General features: G+C 62.9%; 15 protein-coding genes and 1 tRNA gene. 14 read left to right on the top strand and 2 right to left on the bottom strand.

Features of this window, described 5'->3' with window-relative positions:
- Positions 1 to 702 precede the first annotated feature (702 nt).
- Positions 703 to 790 (bottom strand) — tRNA-Ser (locus tag KRZ98_RS03890).
- Positions 791 to 925: 135 nt separating this feature from the next.
- On the opposite strand from KRZ98_RS03890, the gene KRZ98_RS03885 reads away from it, so the two are divergent.
- From KRZ98_RS03885 to KRZ98_RS03820, 14 genes are all read left to right on the top strand, one after another.
- A complete protein-coding gene (locus KRZ98_RS03885; protein ID WP_217672304.1) occupies positions 926 to 1,975 on the top strand; it encodes a lytic transglycosylase domain-containing protein in 1,050 nt (349 codons plus the stop codon).
- A 28-nt stretch (positions 1,976 to 2,003) separates the two neighbouring features.
- Positions 2,004 to 2,957, top strand: a complete 954-nt coding sequence (locus tag KRZ98_RS03880; protein ID WP_302849070.1) for a septal ring lytic transglycosylase RlpA family protein — start codon at positions 2,004 to 2,006, stop codon at positions 2,955 to 2,957.
- A gap of 46 nt (positions 2,958 to 3,003) precedes the next feature.
- Positions 3,004 to 4,167 carry a D-alanyl-D-alanine carboxypeptidase family protein gene (locus tag KRZ98_RS03875; RefSeq protein ID WP_217672302.1) on the top strand — a complete coding sequence of 388 codons (1,164 nt, stop codon included), beginning with the start codon at positions 3,004 to 3,006 and terminating at the stop codon, positions 4,165 to 4,167.
- Positions 4,164 to 4,790: a dTMP kinase gene (gene tmk / locus KRZ98_RS03870; protein WP_217672301.1), complete on the top strand. Its 627-nt coding sequence runs from the start codon at positions 4,164 to 4,166 to the stop codon at positions 4,788 to 4,790. Before KRZ98_RS03875 ends, tmk begins: the two co-directional genes overlap by 4 nt.
- Positions 4,787 to 5,758 carry an AAA family ATPase gene (locus tag KRZ98_RS03865; protein WP_217672300.1) on the top strand — a complete coding sequence of 324 codons (972 nt, stop codon included), beginning with the start codon at positions 4,787 to 4,789 and terminating at the stop codon, positions 5,756 to 5,758. The genes tmk and KRZ98_RS03865 overlap by 4 nt, the downstream gene beginning before the upstream one ends.
- Positions 5,759 to 5,801: 43 nt before the next feature.
- Positions 5,802 to 7,370, top strand: coding sequence for a methionine--tRNA ligase (gene metG, locus KRZ98_RS03860; RefSeq protein WP_217672299.1), 1,569 nt, complete (start codon positions 5,802 to 5,804; stop codon positions 7,368 to 7,370).
- 4 nt (positions 7,371 to 7,374) lie between these two features.
- Positions 7,375 to 8,148, top strand: coding sequence for a TatD family hydrolase (locus tag KRZ98_RS03855; RefSeq protein ID WP_217672298.1), 774 nt, complete (start codon positions 7,375 to 7,377; stop codon positions 8,146 to 8,148).
- On the top strand, positions 8,145 to 8,936 hold the full coding sequence (locus KRZ98_RS03850; RefSeq protein WP_217672297.1) for an MBL fold metallo-hydrolase: 792 nt from the start codon (positions 8,145 to 8,147) through the stop codon (positions 8,934 to 8,936). Before KRZ98_RS03855 ends, KRZ98_RS03850 begins: the two co-directional genes overlap by 4 nt.
- Positions 8,936 to 9,559, top strand: a complete 624-nt coding sequence (locus KRZ98_RS03845) for a TIGR02281 family clan AA aspartic protease (RefSeq protein WP_217672296.1) — start codon at positions 8,936 to 8,938, stop codon at positions 9,557 to 9,559. The genes KRZ98_RS03850 and KRZ98_RS03845 overlap by 1 nt, the downstream gene beginning before the upstream one ends.
- The gene (locus KRZ98_RS03840; protein WP_217672295.1) at positions 9,556 to 10,857 is read left to right on the top strand and encodes an MFS transporter; all 1,302 of its coding nucleotides are present in this window, start codon (positions 9,556 to 9,558) and stop codon (positions 10,855 to 10,857) included. The genes KRZ98_RS03845 and KRZ98_RS03840 overlap by 4 nt, the downstream gene beginning before the upstream one ends.
- 199 nt (positions 10,858 to 11,056) lie before the next feature.
- Positions 11,057 to 12,475, top strand: a complete 1,419-nt coding sequence (locus tag KRZ98_RS03835) for an ISNCY family transposase (RefSeq protein ID WP_217672294.1) — start codon at positions 11,057 to 11,059, stop codon at positions 12,473 to 12,475.
- Positions 12,476 to 12,718: 243 nt separating this feature from the next.
- Positions 12,719 to 13,498 (top strand): nucleoside triphosphate pyrophosphohydrolase, encoded by a 780-nt coding sequence (gene mazG / locus KRZ98_RS03830; protein WP_217672293.1) that lies wholly within the window; start codon positions 12,719 to 12,721, stop codon positions 13,496 to 13,498.
- Positions 13,462 to 13,974 (top strand): GNAT family N-acetyltransferase, encoded by a 513-nt coding sequence (locus tag KRZ98_RS03825; RefSeq protein WP_217672292.1) that lies wholly within the window; start codon positions 13,462 to 13,464, stop codon positions 13,972 to 13,974. The genes mazG and KRZ98_RS03825 overlap by 37 nt, the downstream gene beginning before the upstream one ends.
- A gap of 114 nt (positions 13,975 to 14,088) precedes the next feature.
- Positions 14,089 to 14,622, top strand: a complete 534-nt coding sequence (locus KRZ98_RS03820; protein ID WP_217672291.1) for a M48 family metallopeptidase — start codon at positions 14,089 to 14,091, stop codon at positions 14,620 to 14,622.
- Positions 14,623 to 14,631: 9 nt separating this feature from the next.
- Here KRZ98_RS03820 and hflX read toward each other — a convergent pair whose 3' ends face one another.
- On the bottom strand, positions 14,632 to 15,966 hold the full coding sequence (gene hflX, locus KRZ98_RS03815) for a GTPase HflX (RefSeq protein WP_217672290.1): 1,335 nt from the start codon (positions 15,964 to 15,966) through the stop codon (positions 14,632 to 14,634).
- Positions 15,967 to 15,970: the final 4 nt, after the last annotated feature.

Genomic DNA, 15,970 nt, shown 5'->3' with positions numbered 1-15,970 from the left:
GGCCAAACCGCCTCTCAGCACAGCGCGCTATATAGCGGATACGAGGTGAAGGATCAATGAAATATGATCTTGCCACTATGGCGCAAACCTCCAGATGCCCCGGTTCGAAAGGATCGGGGCGTTTTGTTTATGCTGAGGTGGTGCTATCTCGAATCATGACCGATGTTTGGACTGCATATTTAGTGCCTGCCCTCGCTGTGGCGGGAACGGTTTTGGGCCTAATTAATTCGTGGAACACCCTCCAAGACCGGCGCGTCCGTTTGTTGGTCACGCCGCAGTGGACGATCACCGTGGGGTGGGCCGGGTTAGGGATAGAAATTGTGAACAGGAGCGCTTTCCCCGTTACCATTCAAGATCTAGGCTTCACGATAGGCAAACCTAAAGGCAAAATCCCACGTCGGGTGACCATGACATCTGGCTATATCATCCATGGACCGGAACTCCCGTGTTCACTCGGCCCAAGAGAATCACTCAGCGTAGTAATAGAATCTGAGGGCCTGCACAGGCTTGGAGTTGGGAAAGCCTATGCGCAGACATCCGATGGTCGGTTCCATTATGGAGATAGCGATGCACTCGCGCAATTTAGGCGGGAAGGCTTGGTCGACATTCCCAGATAACGAATATTCGGTGTGCGTATTTTGGTGGGGACGCTGCCACTCTCCATCAAATAATCTAACATTTACAGATGATTACAACGAAGAATGGCGGAAGGGGTGGGATTCGAACCCACGGATACTTGCGCATCGGCGGTTTTCAAGACCGCTGCAATCGACCACTCTGCCACCCTTCCGTCGCCTCGCTTCCTAGCGCGCTGTGCTGGCTTGCCAAGCGCAAAAATCGCCTGTGGCTCGGTTCATCGTCTAAACGGGCCATAGTTGCCATTAAGGGGATTCACCTGCCGTCCGGCCTGTGCAACAACGGGGGGATGAGAGATTCTCTGCGTTCTTCTGTATTTTCGCTGTTGCTGGGGCTGGCTGGCGTAACCGCTGGTGCCGTCGTGCCGGGTGCTGCGCTGGCGCAAGATAGCACGGATTTTCGCGCCTATCTGGAAAGCCTGCGGCCCAAGGCACGGGCGATGGAGATCAGGGACGCAACGCTGGACAGCGTGTTTCCGACGCTGACCCCCAACCCGCGCGTCATCGCGCTGGACCAGACCCAGCCGGGTGGTGGCGCTTATTCGCCGATCCCCAATTTCGAACCCTATCGCCGCCAGCATGTCGACGCCGCGCGGATCAGCCGTGGGCGGATCGCCTATCAGGCCAACCGGGCGCGGCTGGCACGGATCGAGGCGGAGACCGGCGTGCCGGAGGAGATCATGGTCGCCATCTATGGCCATGAAACCAATTATGGCAGCTATACCGGCGATTTCGACCTGATCCGGTCGCTGGCGACGCTTGCGCATGAGGGGCGGCGGCGTGCTTTGTTCGAGCCGGAATTGCTGGCGACGCTCAAGATGCTGGACAATGGCGTGCCGCGCAGCCGCCTGATCGGCAGTTGGGCAGGGGCGACCGGCTATCCCCAATTTCTGCCGTCGGTCTATTTGCGGCTGGCCAAGGATGGCGATGGCGACGGGCGCGCGGACATCTGGACCAGTGAGGCCGATGCGCTGGCATCGATCGCCAATTATTTCGTGCAGGCCGGATGGCGGCGTGGCCAGCCCTGGGGTGTGGCGGTGTCTGTGCCGTCCAGTTTCGATCGCGCCAGCGTGGCGGCCAGGACCAACCCGGCGCGCTGCCCGCGCGTGTTCAACCGGCATAGCCGCTGGCTGACCATGGCCGAATGGCGCAAGCTCGGCCTGTTTCCCGCCAGCGGCATCTGGCCCGGCGACACGGTGATGGCCACGCTGCTGGAGCCGGACGGGCCGGGCAAGACCGCCTATCTGCTGACCGGCAATTACCGGGCGATCCTGGATTATAATTGTTCCAATTTCTATGCTCTGTCTGTGGGGTTGCTGGCCGATGCGGTCAAACAATAGGGGGAGGCTGCCACTGGCGGCCGGAGTGATGCTGTTCCTCGCGTCCTGCGGCGGCGGGGAGCAACCGCGCGTGCCGCCGACGCCATCACCGCGTCCGCTGGCGCAGGGCGGGATGGTCGCCGATGAACCGGTGACGATCGGCGCGCCCTATAGCGTGGGCGGCGTGACCTATACGCCCGAAGATGCGCCCAATTATGATGCGGTCGGCTATGCGGGCTGGTATGGCGAGGAGTTGCAGGGCAACCGCACCGCCAATGGCGAGACGTTCGTGCCGAGCGCGATCACCGCTGCGCACCAGACATTGCCGCTGCCCAGCTATGTCGAGGTGACGGCGCTGGACACGGGCCGGACGATCCTGGTGCGGGTCAATGATCGCGGCCCCTTTGCCAATGACCGGATCATCGACCTGTCGCGGGGGGCTGCCGAGCAATTGGGTGTCATCGGCGATGGCGCGGTGGCGGTGCGGGTGCGGCGGGTCAGCCCGCCCGATCAGGAGCGCGCCACGCTGCGCGGCCATGGCCGGGTCGCCGAGCGGCTGGAAACCCCGCCAGCCCTGCTGACGGCATTGCGCGCCAAGCTCCCCGGACGTCTGAAAAAGGCCGCCATTTCAGCCAAGCCCAGCCTCAGGACATTGCCCAAGCCGGTGCGCGGCCCGGACCTGCGCGAGTCCGTGCCCCAGCCAGCACCGCAGGATGGTTTCGTGGTGGAACAGGTAGGCGCGCCATCGGCACCCCAGCCTGTTGCGCCGGTCGCCGCGCCGACGCCGCCCAGAAATTATATCGTGCAAGTCGCCGCTTTTGCCTCCCGCGCCCGCGCGGAAACGCTGGCGAAGCGCATTGGCGCGCAGGCGGTGGAAGGCGACGGATTGTGGCGCGTGCGCTTTGGTCCCTATGCCACGCAGGACGCCGCGCAGGCGGGTGTGCGCGCAGCCGCAGCCAAGGGCTTTGAGAATGGCCGCATCATGGCTAATGACGCGCGATAGACATCGCGCACCGACCGGCGATTCCATCCCATTTGAAGGCAGCCCCATGAACAAGTCCGTTGCAGTCCTCCTTTTCACCGGGCTGTTGACCCAGCCGCTGACCGCCGCCGCGCCGCCTTACACCAGCGAAGCGCCCATCGCCTATATGAAGGATTTGTCGTCGGGCGCTGTGCTGTATGACAAGGGTGGCGAGACGAAGATGCCGCCCGCGTCGATGGCCAAGATGATGACCGCGCATGTCGCGTTCCGCCTGATCAAGAAGGGCGATTTGAAGCTCGACACGATGTTCACCGTGCGCCCGGAAACCTGGAAACAGTGGCATGGTCCTGCCGCAGGATCGACCATGTTCCTGTCGGCGGGCGAGCAGGTGTCGGTCGAAAATCTGCTGCACGGCATTGTCACCCTGTCGGGCAATGACGCCTGCGTCGTGCTGGCCGAAGGGATTGCCGGTACCGAACAGGCCTTCGTCGCGCTGATGAATGAGGAGGCCAAGCGCATGGGCCTCAAGAACAGCCATTTCGGCACCAGCAACGGCTGGCCGGACGAGGGCGTGACCTATGTGACCGCCGAGGATCTGGCCAAGCTGGCGCAGGGAACGATCGAGGAAACGCCCGATCTCTACAAGCGCTTCTACGCCACCCGCTCCTTCACCTGGGGCAAGACGATGGGCGGCGCGGACATTGCGCAGGGCAATCGCAACCCGATCCTTGGCAAGATTGCGGGTGCCGACGGCCTCAAGACCGGCCATACCGAGGAAGCCGGTTTCGGCTTTACTGGATCGGCCGAGCAGGATGGCCGCCGTCTGGTGATGGTGGTGGCGGGGCTGACCAGCTTTAACGGGCGGATTCAGGAATCGGTCCGCTTCATGGACTGGGGCTTTAAGGCGTGGAAGGCGCAGCCCTTGTTCAAGAAGGGCGTGACGGTCGAAACCGCCGACGTCCAATTGGGCAGCGAAACCAGCGTCGCGCTGGTCGCGCCGCAGAATCTGGCTGTCACATTGCCGCGCACCGCATCGACCAATATCTCGGTCAAGGTCGTCTATACCGGCCCGATCAAGGCGCCGATCGCCAAGGGGCAGAAGATTGCCGACCTGATCGTGTCCACGCCCGACACGCCGCCGCAGGTGATGCCGCTGGTCGCGGGCGCAGATGTCGCCGAAGCGGGCATGTTCGGCCGGTTGTGGAATGGCCTGAAATCGCTGTTCGGGTGACGGCGGGACGGTTCATCACGCTGGAAGGCGGGGAGGGCGCGGGCAAATCGACCCAGTTGCGTGCGCTCGCAGCCGCTCTGCGCGAGCGCGGACTGGACGTGGTGGAAACCCGCGAACCGGGTGGCAGTGAGGGGGCCGAAGCGATCCGTTCGCTGTTGCTGACGGGCCGCGCGGATCGATGGAGCGCACGAGCCGAGGCTTTGCTGTTCGCCGCTGCGCGGGCCGATCACGTCGAAAAGACGATTCGGCCTGCGCTGGCGCGCGGGGCATGGGTGCTGTCCGACCGGTTTCTCGATTCGAGCCGGGCCTATCAGGGGCAGGGGGCGCTGAGCGACGCGGATATAGTGACGCTGCACCGAATCGGTAGCGAAGGGTTTTTGCCCGATAGGACGCTGTTCCTGACCTTGCCAGAGGGCGAGGCCGAAGCGCGGGCGCGGGTGCGGGACGGGGACAAGTCCGACCGGATCGGCGGGCGAGGCCAGAGTTTTCATCGGGCTGTTGCTGATGCCTTTGCCCGATTTGCCAGAGACGAAGCCGCCCGCTTTCACGCGATTGATGCGTCGGGTGAGGCTGACGCGGTGACGGCCCGCCTGCTCGATGCGGTGGCGGACTTGCTGCCATGACGTCACTTCTGGGCCATGACGCGCAGGCGCGGACGCTGATAGACGCGGCGGCCAGCGGGCGGATGCATCATGGCTGGATCTTGAGCGGTCCCAAGGGGATCGGCAAGGGCGGTTTTGCGCGCGCGCTGGCGCTGCGCCTGCTGGCTGACGCCGCCGGTCCGCCGGTGGAGGGGGAGGGGCTGGATGTGCCGGAAACCCACCCTGTCCGCCGCCTGATCGAGGCCAGCGCTCATCCTGATTATGCCGAACTGTTCCCGCTGGAAAAGGATGGCGTCACTGCGCGCAACATCAACGTCGATCAGGTGCGCGGGCTGCACCGGTTGCTCCAGTCGGCCCCGTCGCTCTCGACCCGGCGGATCGTGGTGATCGACAGCGCAGACGATCTGGAGCGGGGCGCGGCCAATGCGTTGCTCAAAAATCTGGAAGAGCCGCCCGCCGACATGCTCTTCCTGCTGGTCAGCCATGCGCCGGGGCGTTTGCTACCGACGATCCGGTCGCGCTGCCGTACATTACGGTTCGATCCGCTGAATGACGGGGCGATGCGTGTGATCTTGCGGAGCAAGGACGAGGCGCTGTCCCCGGCGGAGATTGACGCGCTGATCCGCGCGGGTGAAGGGTCGCCGGGCAAGGCGCTGCGCTATGCAGGGCTGAACCTTGCTGACATTGAGAGCGCGATGGCGCGGATAGCGCAGGATGGCGACCGCGACAATCGCCAGCGGCTGGCGCTGGCCAAGGCGCTGGCGATCAAATCGGCCAAGCCGCGATACGAGGCGTTTCTGGAACGCGCGCCCGCCTTTATCGCGCAGGCCGCGCGCCATCGCAGTGGGTCCGCGCTTGGCGTGGCGCTTGATCATTGGGAAAAGGCGCGGCATCTGGCGGGCGGAGCAGTGATCCTGTCGCTCGATCCGGCAGCGGTGGTGTTTGAACTGGCCGGCCATGTCGCGGCGCTTGCACCGCAATCGGCCTGAAAAGCGGCTTCCCGCCCGGCGCAACAGCCGCTAGGGACGGGGCATGTCCAAGCCATATACGATCACCACCGCCATTTCCTATCCCAATGGCCGTCCCCATATCGGCCACGCCTATGAGGTGATCGCGACCGATGCGATTGCCCGGTTCCAGCGGATGATGGGCCGCGACGTATTCTTCCAGACGGGTACGGACGAGCATGGCCTGAAAATGGCGCAGACCGCGCGCAACCGGGGGATCGAACCACTGGCGCTGGCCGATGAAATGTCGGGCTATTTCCGCGAGATGAATGAGCGGCTTAACATCAGCCATGATCGCTTCATCCGCACCAGCGAGGCAGCGCACCATAGTGCCAGCCAGGCGATCTGGCAGGCGATGGAGGCCAATGGCGACCTGTATCTGGACCGTTATGAAGGCTGGTATTCGGTCCGCGACGAAGCATTCTACGACGAAAAGGAACTGACTGACGGGGAAGGGGGGGCCAAACTCTCACCCCAGGGGACACCCGTGGAGTGGACGGTCGAGGAAAGCTGGTTTTTCCGCCTGTCCAACTATCAGGACAGGTTGCTGGCGCTCTATGAGAGCCAGCCCGATTTCATTCGCCCCGACAGCCGCCGAAACGAGATTTTGCGCTTCGTCGAGGGTGGCCTGTCGGACCTCAGCATTTCCCGCACCAGCTTCGACTGGGGGGTCAAGGTGCCCGGCAGCGACGGCCATGTCATGTATGTGTGGGTCGATGCGCTGACCAATTATCTGACCGGCTGCGGCTATCCCGACGATGCGGAGCGGATGGCGCGATATTGGGCGGAAGGCGGCGACATCACGCACATCATTGGCAAGGATATTGTGCGTTTTCATGCCGTTTACTGGCCAGCCTTCCTCATGAGCGCCAAAATACCGCTGCCCAAGCAGGTCTTTGGTCACGGCTTTCTGCTCAACCGGGGCGAGAAAATGTCCAAGTCGGTCGGCAATGTCGCCGACCCGATCGAACTGGCCGAGCGGTTCGGTGTTGACCAGTTGCGCTATTTTCTGCTGTCGGAAGTCACGTTCGGCAATGATGGCAGCTATAGCGCCGAGGCGATCGTCCAGCGCTCCAACAGCGATCTGGGCAATGCGTTCGGCAATCTGGCGCAGCGGACGCTGAGCTTCATCGCCAAGAATCTGGAAGGGTATTTGCCCGCCATTCATGGCCATGATCCGGCGGACAGCGAATTGTTCGACCTGATCGATCGGGTTGTGCGCACCGACATGCCTGCCGCCATGGCCGACGTTGCGCCATCGGTGGCGATCGACGCCTGGCTGCGCGCAGCCTTTGCCTGCAACCAATATATCGATGCGCAAGCCCCCTGGACCCTGCGCAAGACCGACCCGCAGCGGATGGAGACCGTGCTGGCGACGCTCTATATCGCGATAGCGCAGCTTACCGTCGCCGTGTTGCCGGTGATCCCCGCCAGCGCGACCGCGCTGCTCGACCATATGGGCATTCCCGCCGACAAGCGGACCTATAGCGCGATCGGCGATCATTGGTATTCGCCGCTGGCGGAAAGCGACTTCATCCTGGCCGCGCCCAAGCCGCTCTTCCCCCGGCTCGAACTGACCGAAGCGGACGGCTAAGCCCATGCTGATCGACAGCCATTGCCACCTTAATTACAAGGGGTTGGTCGAGGATCAGGAGAATGTGCTGGAACGCGCCCGCGCGTCCGGCATCGACCTGATGCTCAACATCGCCACGCGCGAAAGCGAGTGGGATGCGGTGTTGGACACCGCCATCCGCGCGCCGGACGTGTGGGCGACGGTCGGCATCCATCCGCATGAGGCGGACGAGCATCCCCATATCGACACCGCCAAACTGGTCGCCCGCGCGGCGCATCCCCGCGTCGTCGGCATCGGCGAGACGGGTCTCGATTATTATTACGACCATAGCGACCGCGAACGGCAACGCAGCAGCTTCCGGTCGCACATCGTCGCAGCGCGCGACACGGACCTGCCACTGATCGTCCACACCCGCGATGCGGAGGAGGATACACTGGCGGTGATGCGGGACGAGATGGGGAAGGGCGCTTACACCGGCGTCATCCATTGCTTCACTGCCAGCGGAGCCTTTGCCGACGCCGCGCTGGAGCTGGGTTTCTATATCAGCATATCGGGCATCGTGACCTTCAAGAGCGCGAAGGATTTGCAGGAGACCGCCGCGCGCCTGCCGATCGACCGGCTGCTGGTGGAAACGGACTCGCCCTTCCTGGCCCCGGTGCCGCATCGCGGGCGTCCGTGCGAGCCGGCCTTCGTCGCCGACACCGCAAAATTCCTTGCCAATTTGCGCGGCGAAAGCCTGGAGGATCTGGCCGCCGCCACCTCCGCCAATTTCCGCACCCTTTTCAAGAAGGTGGCATGAGCCTCACACTCACGATCCTGGGCAGCGGCACATCGTCAGGGGTTCCGCGCATCGGCAATGACTGGGGAGCGTGCGACCCCGCAGAGCCAAAGAACCGCCGGACCCGCGTGTCGATTCTGGTCGAAAGCGCGACGACGCGGATATTGGTGGACACCTCGCCCGATATGCGCGCGCAACTGCTGGCCGCGGACGTGATCGCCATCGATGCGATCCTTTGGACGCATGACCATGCCGATCACAGCCATGGCATAGACGATGTGCGGCAGCTTTATCACCATCGCCGCGAGCCGCTGCCCGGCTATGCCCGGTTGCAGACGCTCAGCCTGCTACGCCAGCGGTTTAGCTACGCCTTTGATGGTCGCAACGGCTATCATCCGACCATCGACGGGCGAGTTTTGCCTGATGGCCTGCGGATCGGCGATATCGACATTGCCTGCGTCGATCAGCCCCATGGCGACATTTATTCGACCGGCTTCCGCTTCAGCCATGGCGGCAGGTCCATCGCCTATGCCACGGATTTTCATGAGCTGACGCCCGACATGCTGGCGCTGTATGACGGTGTCGATGTGTGGGTGGTGGATGCCTTGCGCGAAAAGCCGCACCCGACGCATCCGCATTTGGCGCTGACGCTGGACGGCATCGCCGCTGCCCGGCCCGGTCGCGCGATCCTGACCCATATGGACCAGAGCATGGATTATGCGACATTGCGCCGCACCCTCCCCAAGGGCGTCGAACCGGGCTATGACGGCATGATGATAGTGTTGGAACCGGCAGAGCAGGGGGATTGATGGACAGCGGCGATCAGGCGGCATCAACCATCTGGTATGTGCTGGCACTGGTGCTGGTTGGCTCCGCGCTCATCGGTCGGCGGCTTGCCTGGGGCGGGGTGCTGCGCATGGCGTTGCTGTGGGTCGCGATCTTCGCCGGACTGCTGGGCCTGTTCAAACTGGCGCAGAATCAGGGCTATCTGACCGGGCGTTGGGCCGAGCAGGGGGATATGGTCGATGAAGCCCCTGTCGCGCTGCCGCCTGCCAAAGCCGAGGGGCAATCCATTCGCATCCCCGTCGCGCCCGATGGCCATTATTGGGTCGAACCGACGATCAACGGCACACCGGCCCGGTTCCTGATCGACAGCGGCGCGACCATCACCGCGCTGTCGGAAAATACCGCGCGGGCGTCGGGCCTCAACTATGATGTCGGCGCGCCGGGCGTGATCATGACCACAGCCAATGGCAGGGTGGAGGCGCGGCGATCCAGCATCGCCAGCTTGGCGGTCGGTCCAATTACGGCGACCGACTTGCCCGTTGTCGTGTCATCCAGCTTTGGTGAGGTCAATGTGATCGGCATGAACATGCTGTCCCGCCTGAAAAGCTGGGGCGTGCAGAATGGCGAAATGGTGTTGACGCCATGACCGCCCCAATAGAAACAGGTGCTCCCAGCCAGCGCGAACGACTCAAGGCCATTATCGGCGGCTCGACCGGCAATCTGGTCGAATGGTATGACTGGTATGCCTATGCCGCCTTCACCCTCTATTTCGCGCCGCATTTCTTCCCCAGTCAGGACCGCACCGCCCAGTTGCTGAGCGCGGCCGGCATCTTTGCCGTCGGCTTCCTGATGCGGCCGATCGGCGCGTGGATCATGGGCGTCTATGCCGACCGGCACGGGCGCAAGAGCGGGCTGACGCTGTCGGTGGCGCTGATGTGCGCGGGGTCGCTGCTGATAGCGATGACTCCGGGCTATGAGACGATCGGGGTCGCTGCGCCGCTGTTGCTGGTACTGGCGCGGTTGATGCAGGGATTGTCGATCGGTGGGGAATATGGCGCGAGCGCGACCTATTTGTCGGAAATGGCGGGCAGAAACCGGCGCGGCTTTTTCTCCAGCTTTCAATATGTAACGCTGATCGCGGGGCAGTTGGTGGCGATCTGCGTGCTGCTGCTGTTGCAGGCGACACTGAGCGAGGCGCAGTTAGATGCTTGGGGCTGGCGGATACCCTTCTTCATTGGTGGGGCGCTGGCGGTCGTCGTATTCTGGCTTCGGCGCGGGCTGGCGGAGACGGAGAGCTTTGCCGTGGCCAAGGCGGAGGGCGCGCCGAAATCCGGCTTTGTCGAACTGCTGACCAAGCATCCGCGCGAGACGGTGACGGTGATGCTGCTGACCGCGGGCGGGACGATCGCATTCTATGCCTACTCCATCTACATGCAGAAATTCCTGGTCAACACGAGTGGGTTGAGCCGTGAAGCCGCATCGCAGATCAATGCCGTGACCCTGTTTGTTTTCATGCTGTTGCAGCCGGTTGCTGGGGCGCTGTCGGACCGGATCGGGCGCAAGCCGCTGATGATCGGCTTTGGCGTCATGGGCGTGCTTTGCACCTATCCGATCTTTGCGACGCTGGCGGTGACGAAGGATCCTGTGGTCGCCGGGCTGCTGGTGATGGCGGGGCTGGTGATCGTGACCGGTTACACATCGATCAACGCGGTAGTGAAGGCCGAGCTGTTTCCCGCGCATATCCGGGCGCTGGGCGTGGCGCTGCCTTATGCGCTGGCCAATACGATGTTTGGCGGGACGGCGGAACTGGTGGCGCTCTGGTTCAAACAGGCGGGCATGGAGCAGGCATTTTATATCTATGTCAGCGTGATGATCGCCATCTCTCTGGTCGTCTATGTGCGGATGAAGGACACGGCCAAGACCAGCCTGATCCGGGAGGATTAAGTTTAAGCCGACAGTGATTTGGACATATGTGAGCGATTTGATACGAGGCTTGATTTAACATAATATATATTATCGGACTTGGATTGCTGTAAGCGCCATTTAGAAATGACACACCCCCGCTAGATAGAGATGACACAGTTTGGATCATCAGCGGAGCGCTGCTGTCATGTTCATCCTTCGCGTTGGAGGATGTGCGATAATGGCGGTGCTGGTGATGAGCGATGGCGAGCTTTCGCGTTTCGATACCTTGATGCGCGTGAACCGTGGCGAACTGCGGCCGACGGATGCGGCCCGGCTTTTAGGCATTCAGCGGCGGCAGATTTATCGGCTGTTGGATCGGTTACGAGCCGAAGGTGCTGCCGGCTTGGTGTCAGCCAAGCGCGGCCGGCCCAGCAACCGGCGCTATCCCGATGATTTTCGCGAGCGCGTGGTCGCGATCGTGCGTGAGCATTATTATGATTTCGGTCCCACTCTGGCCCGTGAGTATCTGGCCGAACGGCACGATATTCATCTGGCCTGCGAGACGTTGCGCCAGTTCATGATCAAGGCTGGGTTGTGGAAGGATCGCGAAGCCCGCCGCCCTCGCCCATATCAACCACGCTATCGCCGGGATTGCCGGGGCGAGTTGATCCAGATCGACGGCTCGAAGCACTGGTGGTTTGAGGATCGCGGGCCGCAATGCACGCTTCTCGTCTATATCGACGACGCGACCAGCGAGCTGATGCACCTCAAGATGGTCCAGAGCGAGAGCACCTTCGCCTATATGGAGGCGACACGCGAGTATATCGAGCGGCACGGCAAGCCAGTGGCCTTCTACTCCGATCAGCACAGCGTCTTCCGCAACTCCCGCGCCAGCGCGGCGCGCGGTGACGGCATGACGCATTTCGGGCGGGCGCTCGATGCGCTCAACATCGAGATCATCTGCGCCAACTCGCCGCAGGCCAAGGGCCGGGTCGAACGGGCCAATGCCACGTTGCAGGATCGCCTGGTCAAAGCGATGCGTCTGGAAGGCATATCGTCGATCGATGACGCCAACGTCTTTCTCGACAGCTATATGGCCCGGCATAATGCGCGGTTCGCTCGCCCCGCCTTTGATGCGCGCGACCTGCACCGTCCCCTCGCTACGCATGACGATCTGCGCTCGATCATGGTCTGGCGAGAGCAGCGGACAGTAACGGCGGCGCTGACGCTGCATTACAACAAGGTGATGTTCATTCTGGAGCCGACAGCGATCAGCAAAGCATTGGCGCGCAAGCGGGTGACAGTGTGCGAATATCCTGACGGTCGGCTGGAGATCGAGCATGAAGGCCATGTCCTGCCCTATCGTCAGTTCGACAAGATGCGGCAGGTGAACCAGCCTGCCATTGTCGAGAACAAGCATCTGGATGCGGCGCTCTTGTTGGCCCGGCAGATGCAGGCGATCATGCCGCATCACCGCAAGCGCAACAACGACGCCCCTGCCCGCCGTGACCAGACCATGCATATGTTCCCCGAGCCGGAACCACCCGCGAAGATCGATCGCCGCAAACTGGGCGGCTCAAAGCTCAAGCGCGGTCCCAGGCTCAGTGATGAGGCGTTGCGCGAACGCGGCACGCTCAGGTTCGTGCAGAGGACATGACCGGGCCCACTGCAGGGCAGCGGGTCCATGGGTCGGCTACCCCAAGGTCAGCGCATCAGCAGGGTCTGCGCTGCGCTGTATCGATGGCTCCACGCAGCCCCTGCTGTTCCCCAACCTGTGACATTTATATATGGCACAGATTGTGACTTCTCTAATTAGCGAGAACAGATTGCGAAGTCTGGCCAACGCCCTTTCGAAACAGTATCTCCCTTTTTCATCCCCTCCATCATTCCAGGTTCCGCCATGCCCACAGCCAGTTCCGCCGACATCATGCCGCTTGCCACCGTCATGGCGCGGTTGCGTGATCCTGATACGGGCTGCCCTTGGGACATCGAACAGGATTTCATGTCGATCGCGCCCTATACGATCGAGGAAGCCTATGAGGTGGCCGACGCGATCGAGCGTAACGACATGGCGGCGCTGCGTGATGAACTGGGCGATCTGCTGCTCCAGGTGGCGTTTCACAGCCGGATGGCAGAACAGGCCGGGCATTTCAGTTTGCAGGACGTGATCGACGGCATCACCCAGAAGATGATCCGGCGGCATCCGCATGTCTTTGGCGAAGGCACAAGACGCGAGGATGGCCATGCCCAGTGGGAGGCGATCAAGGCCGCCGAGCGGGCGGAAAAGGAACCGGACCCAAGCGCGCTGGCCGGGGTCGCGATCGCCCTGCCCGCACTGCTGCGCGCCGAGAAGTTGCAGAAGCGCGCGGCGCGGACCGGGTTTGACTGGCCCGACAGTGATGGCGCGATCGCCAAGATCGTCGAGGAACTGGACGAGGTGCAGGGGGCGGCGACGCAGGCGGAGCGTGAGGAGGAAGTGGGTGATCTGCTGTTTGCGGTCGTCAATCTCGCACGACATCTGAAGGTTGATCCGGAAGTGGCTCTGCGGGCCGGTAACGCCAAGTTCGACCGGCGGTTCAGAATGATGGAGGCCATCGCTGGAGACGCTTTCGCCGCCCTTCCGCTGGATGAGAAGGAAAAGCTATGGCAGCGGGCCAAGCAGGCGGAAGTGCCGGCTTGATCCGCGCGGTCACGCCCGCCGATCAGGATGCGATCTGGGCTATCATCGAACCAGTGATCCGTGCTGGCGAAACGCTGGCCGTCCCGCGCGAGATGACGCGGCAGGCCGCCCTCTCCCTCTGGCTGTCGCCCGACCGGACAGTGCGGGTATTGGAGGAGGATGGCGTTGTGCTGGGCGTTTTCTATGTGCGCGCGAACCAGAGCGGCGGCGGCGCACATGTCGCCAATGCAGGTTATGTCGTGGCGCAACACGCGACTGGACGCGGTGTCGCGCGGCGCATGTGCGCGGCCTCGCTCGATCTGGCGCGGGAATTGGGTTTTCGCGCGATGCAATTCAACTTCGTGGTGTCGACCAATCTGCGCGCGGTGGCCCTGTGGCAGGCCATGGGCTTTGTGGTGGTCGGGCGGTTGCCGGGTGCGTTTGATCACCCTGCCCTTGGCACTGTCGATGCGCTGGTGATGTTTCGGGAGTTATAAAACGCTCCACTCGCCTCAGACATGACCCAGACAAGGTTTGGAATTGAAACTGATATTTGACAAGTGCTTGCAAAAGCCATAATTTTCTCCCGATCATATGATGGAGGAAATGCGATGCGCCTGACTGTCCTTCTCCCGCTCCTTTGCGCTGTGGCGGTGCCTGCCTACGCCCAGCAAAATGGCACTGGCATTTCCGGCATCCATTTCAACACGGCCAGCCCGATGGGCGTCATGCCCATCACCGGCTTTGGCCCCGACAATTTCCGCAGCAGCCGCTCCACGTCCTTGCAGCAGGCACAGCAGTTGATCGCATCGGGCGATTATGTGCAGGCTGACAGCCTGCTTGCGACCGTGATCGGCGAGACGCCCAGCCGTCAGGCGCGTTTCCTCAAGGGCATGGCCAAGCTCGGCCTGGGCGATGCGGCAGCAGCGCGGCGCTATTTCGAGCAGAGCCTCTATCGTGGTCGCAACGGGCATCCCGGTGCGATGTCCGGACTGGCCATTGCGGAAATCCGGCTAGGCAATGCGGATGCCGCGCGCAATATCCTGCACAAGTTGCAGTATCAGCAGGAAAAATGTGGGCATAGCTGCGACCGCGCCGGGGCGTTGAAGCAGGCCGTAGGCGTGGTTGAAAAAGCGCTGGCGTAACGCCAGCGCCTACACCTGCCCGCGTTTCCCGAACCGTGCGAAGGCCGCGTCCGAAAGCCTGACTTCGACGCGGGTTTCCTCGCCCTGGGCATCGCTGGTCAGCACTTCGCCATGTTCGTGGAGCCACGCCAACGCTGCGCCATCGGACGCCGCGATGCGCAGACCATAGACTTTGGCTCCTCCTGTCATTTTCGTACTGATCGCGCGTTGCAGGTCGGCGACGCCATCCCCCGTCAATGCCGAGAGGATCACCACATCGTCGCGGCGGGACGCGGTTTCTCTCGCCAGCGCTTCGGCTTCGGGATCAAGCAGGTCGAGCTTGTTCCACGCCTCGATAATCGGCGGGGCTGCGGGTTCGCCTTCAGCGCGGTCGAGCGCCCCCTCCCCGGCCACGCCCAACTCGCTCAGCACGTCCAGCACATCGTCGCGCTGGGCGTCGCTGTCGGGATGGGCGATGTCGCGGACATGGACGATGAGGTCGGCGGACAGTACTTCTTCCAGCGTCGCGCGAAAGGCGGCGATGAGCTGGGTCGGCAGGTCGGAGACGAAGCCGACCGTGTCGGACAGGATCGCCTTGTCGAGGCCGGGCAGCGCGATCTGGCGCATGGTCGGGTCGAGCGTGGCGAAGAGCAAATCCTCCGCCATGACGTCAGCGCCTGTCAGGCGATTGAAAAGCGTCGATTTTCCGGCGTTGGTATAGCCGACCAGCGCGATCACCGGCCAAGGCGCGCGTTGCCGCCGGGCGCGGTGTAGGCCGCGCGTGCGGGTGACCTGATCCAGTTCCTTGCGGATCTTGGCCATGCGGTCGCGGATCATCCGCCTGTCCGCCTCGATCTGGGTTTCGCCGGGGCCACCCAAAAAGCCGAAGCCGCCGCGCTGCCGCTCCAAATGCGTCCAGCTGCGCACCAGCCGCCCCGCCTGATAATCCAGATGCGCGAGTTCGACCTGTAGCCGGCCTTCGTTGGTGGCAGCGCGTTCGCCGAAGATTTCGAGGATCAGCCCGGTGCGGTCGATCACTTTTGCGCCGACAGCCTTTTCCAGATTGCTTTGCTGAACCGGCGACAGGGCATTGTCGACGATGACCAGTTCGGCCTCCTCCTGGACAACGAGGGTGGCGATCTGGTCGACCTGCCCGCTACCGAACAGGGTCGCGGGTTTACGGTCGCGCACGCGAAAGGCTTGGCCCACGCGCACGTCGATGCCAATGGCCAGCGCCAGCCCGCGCGCTTCCTCCAGCCTTGCCTCGCTATCCCGGCGTTCCAGCCCGTGGGTTTCGGCATGGACGACCACGGCGCGGGCGCCGCGGGCGACTTCATCATCGGAATCGCGGTTGAATATGGCCATGGGG

The sequence above is a fragment of the Sphingobium sp. AS12 genome (genome assembly GCF_019097845.1).
GTDB lineage: Bacteria > Pseudomonadota > Alphaproteobacteria > Sphingomonadales > Sphingomonadaceae > Sphingobium.
The sequence above is the reverse complement of the archived record's forward strand: the minus strand, read 5'-3'. Positions and strand labels throughout refer to the sequence as shown.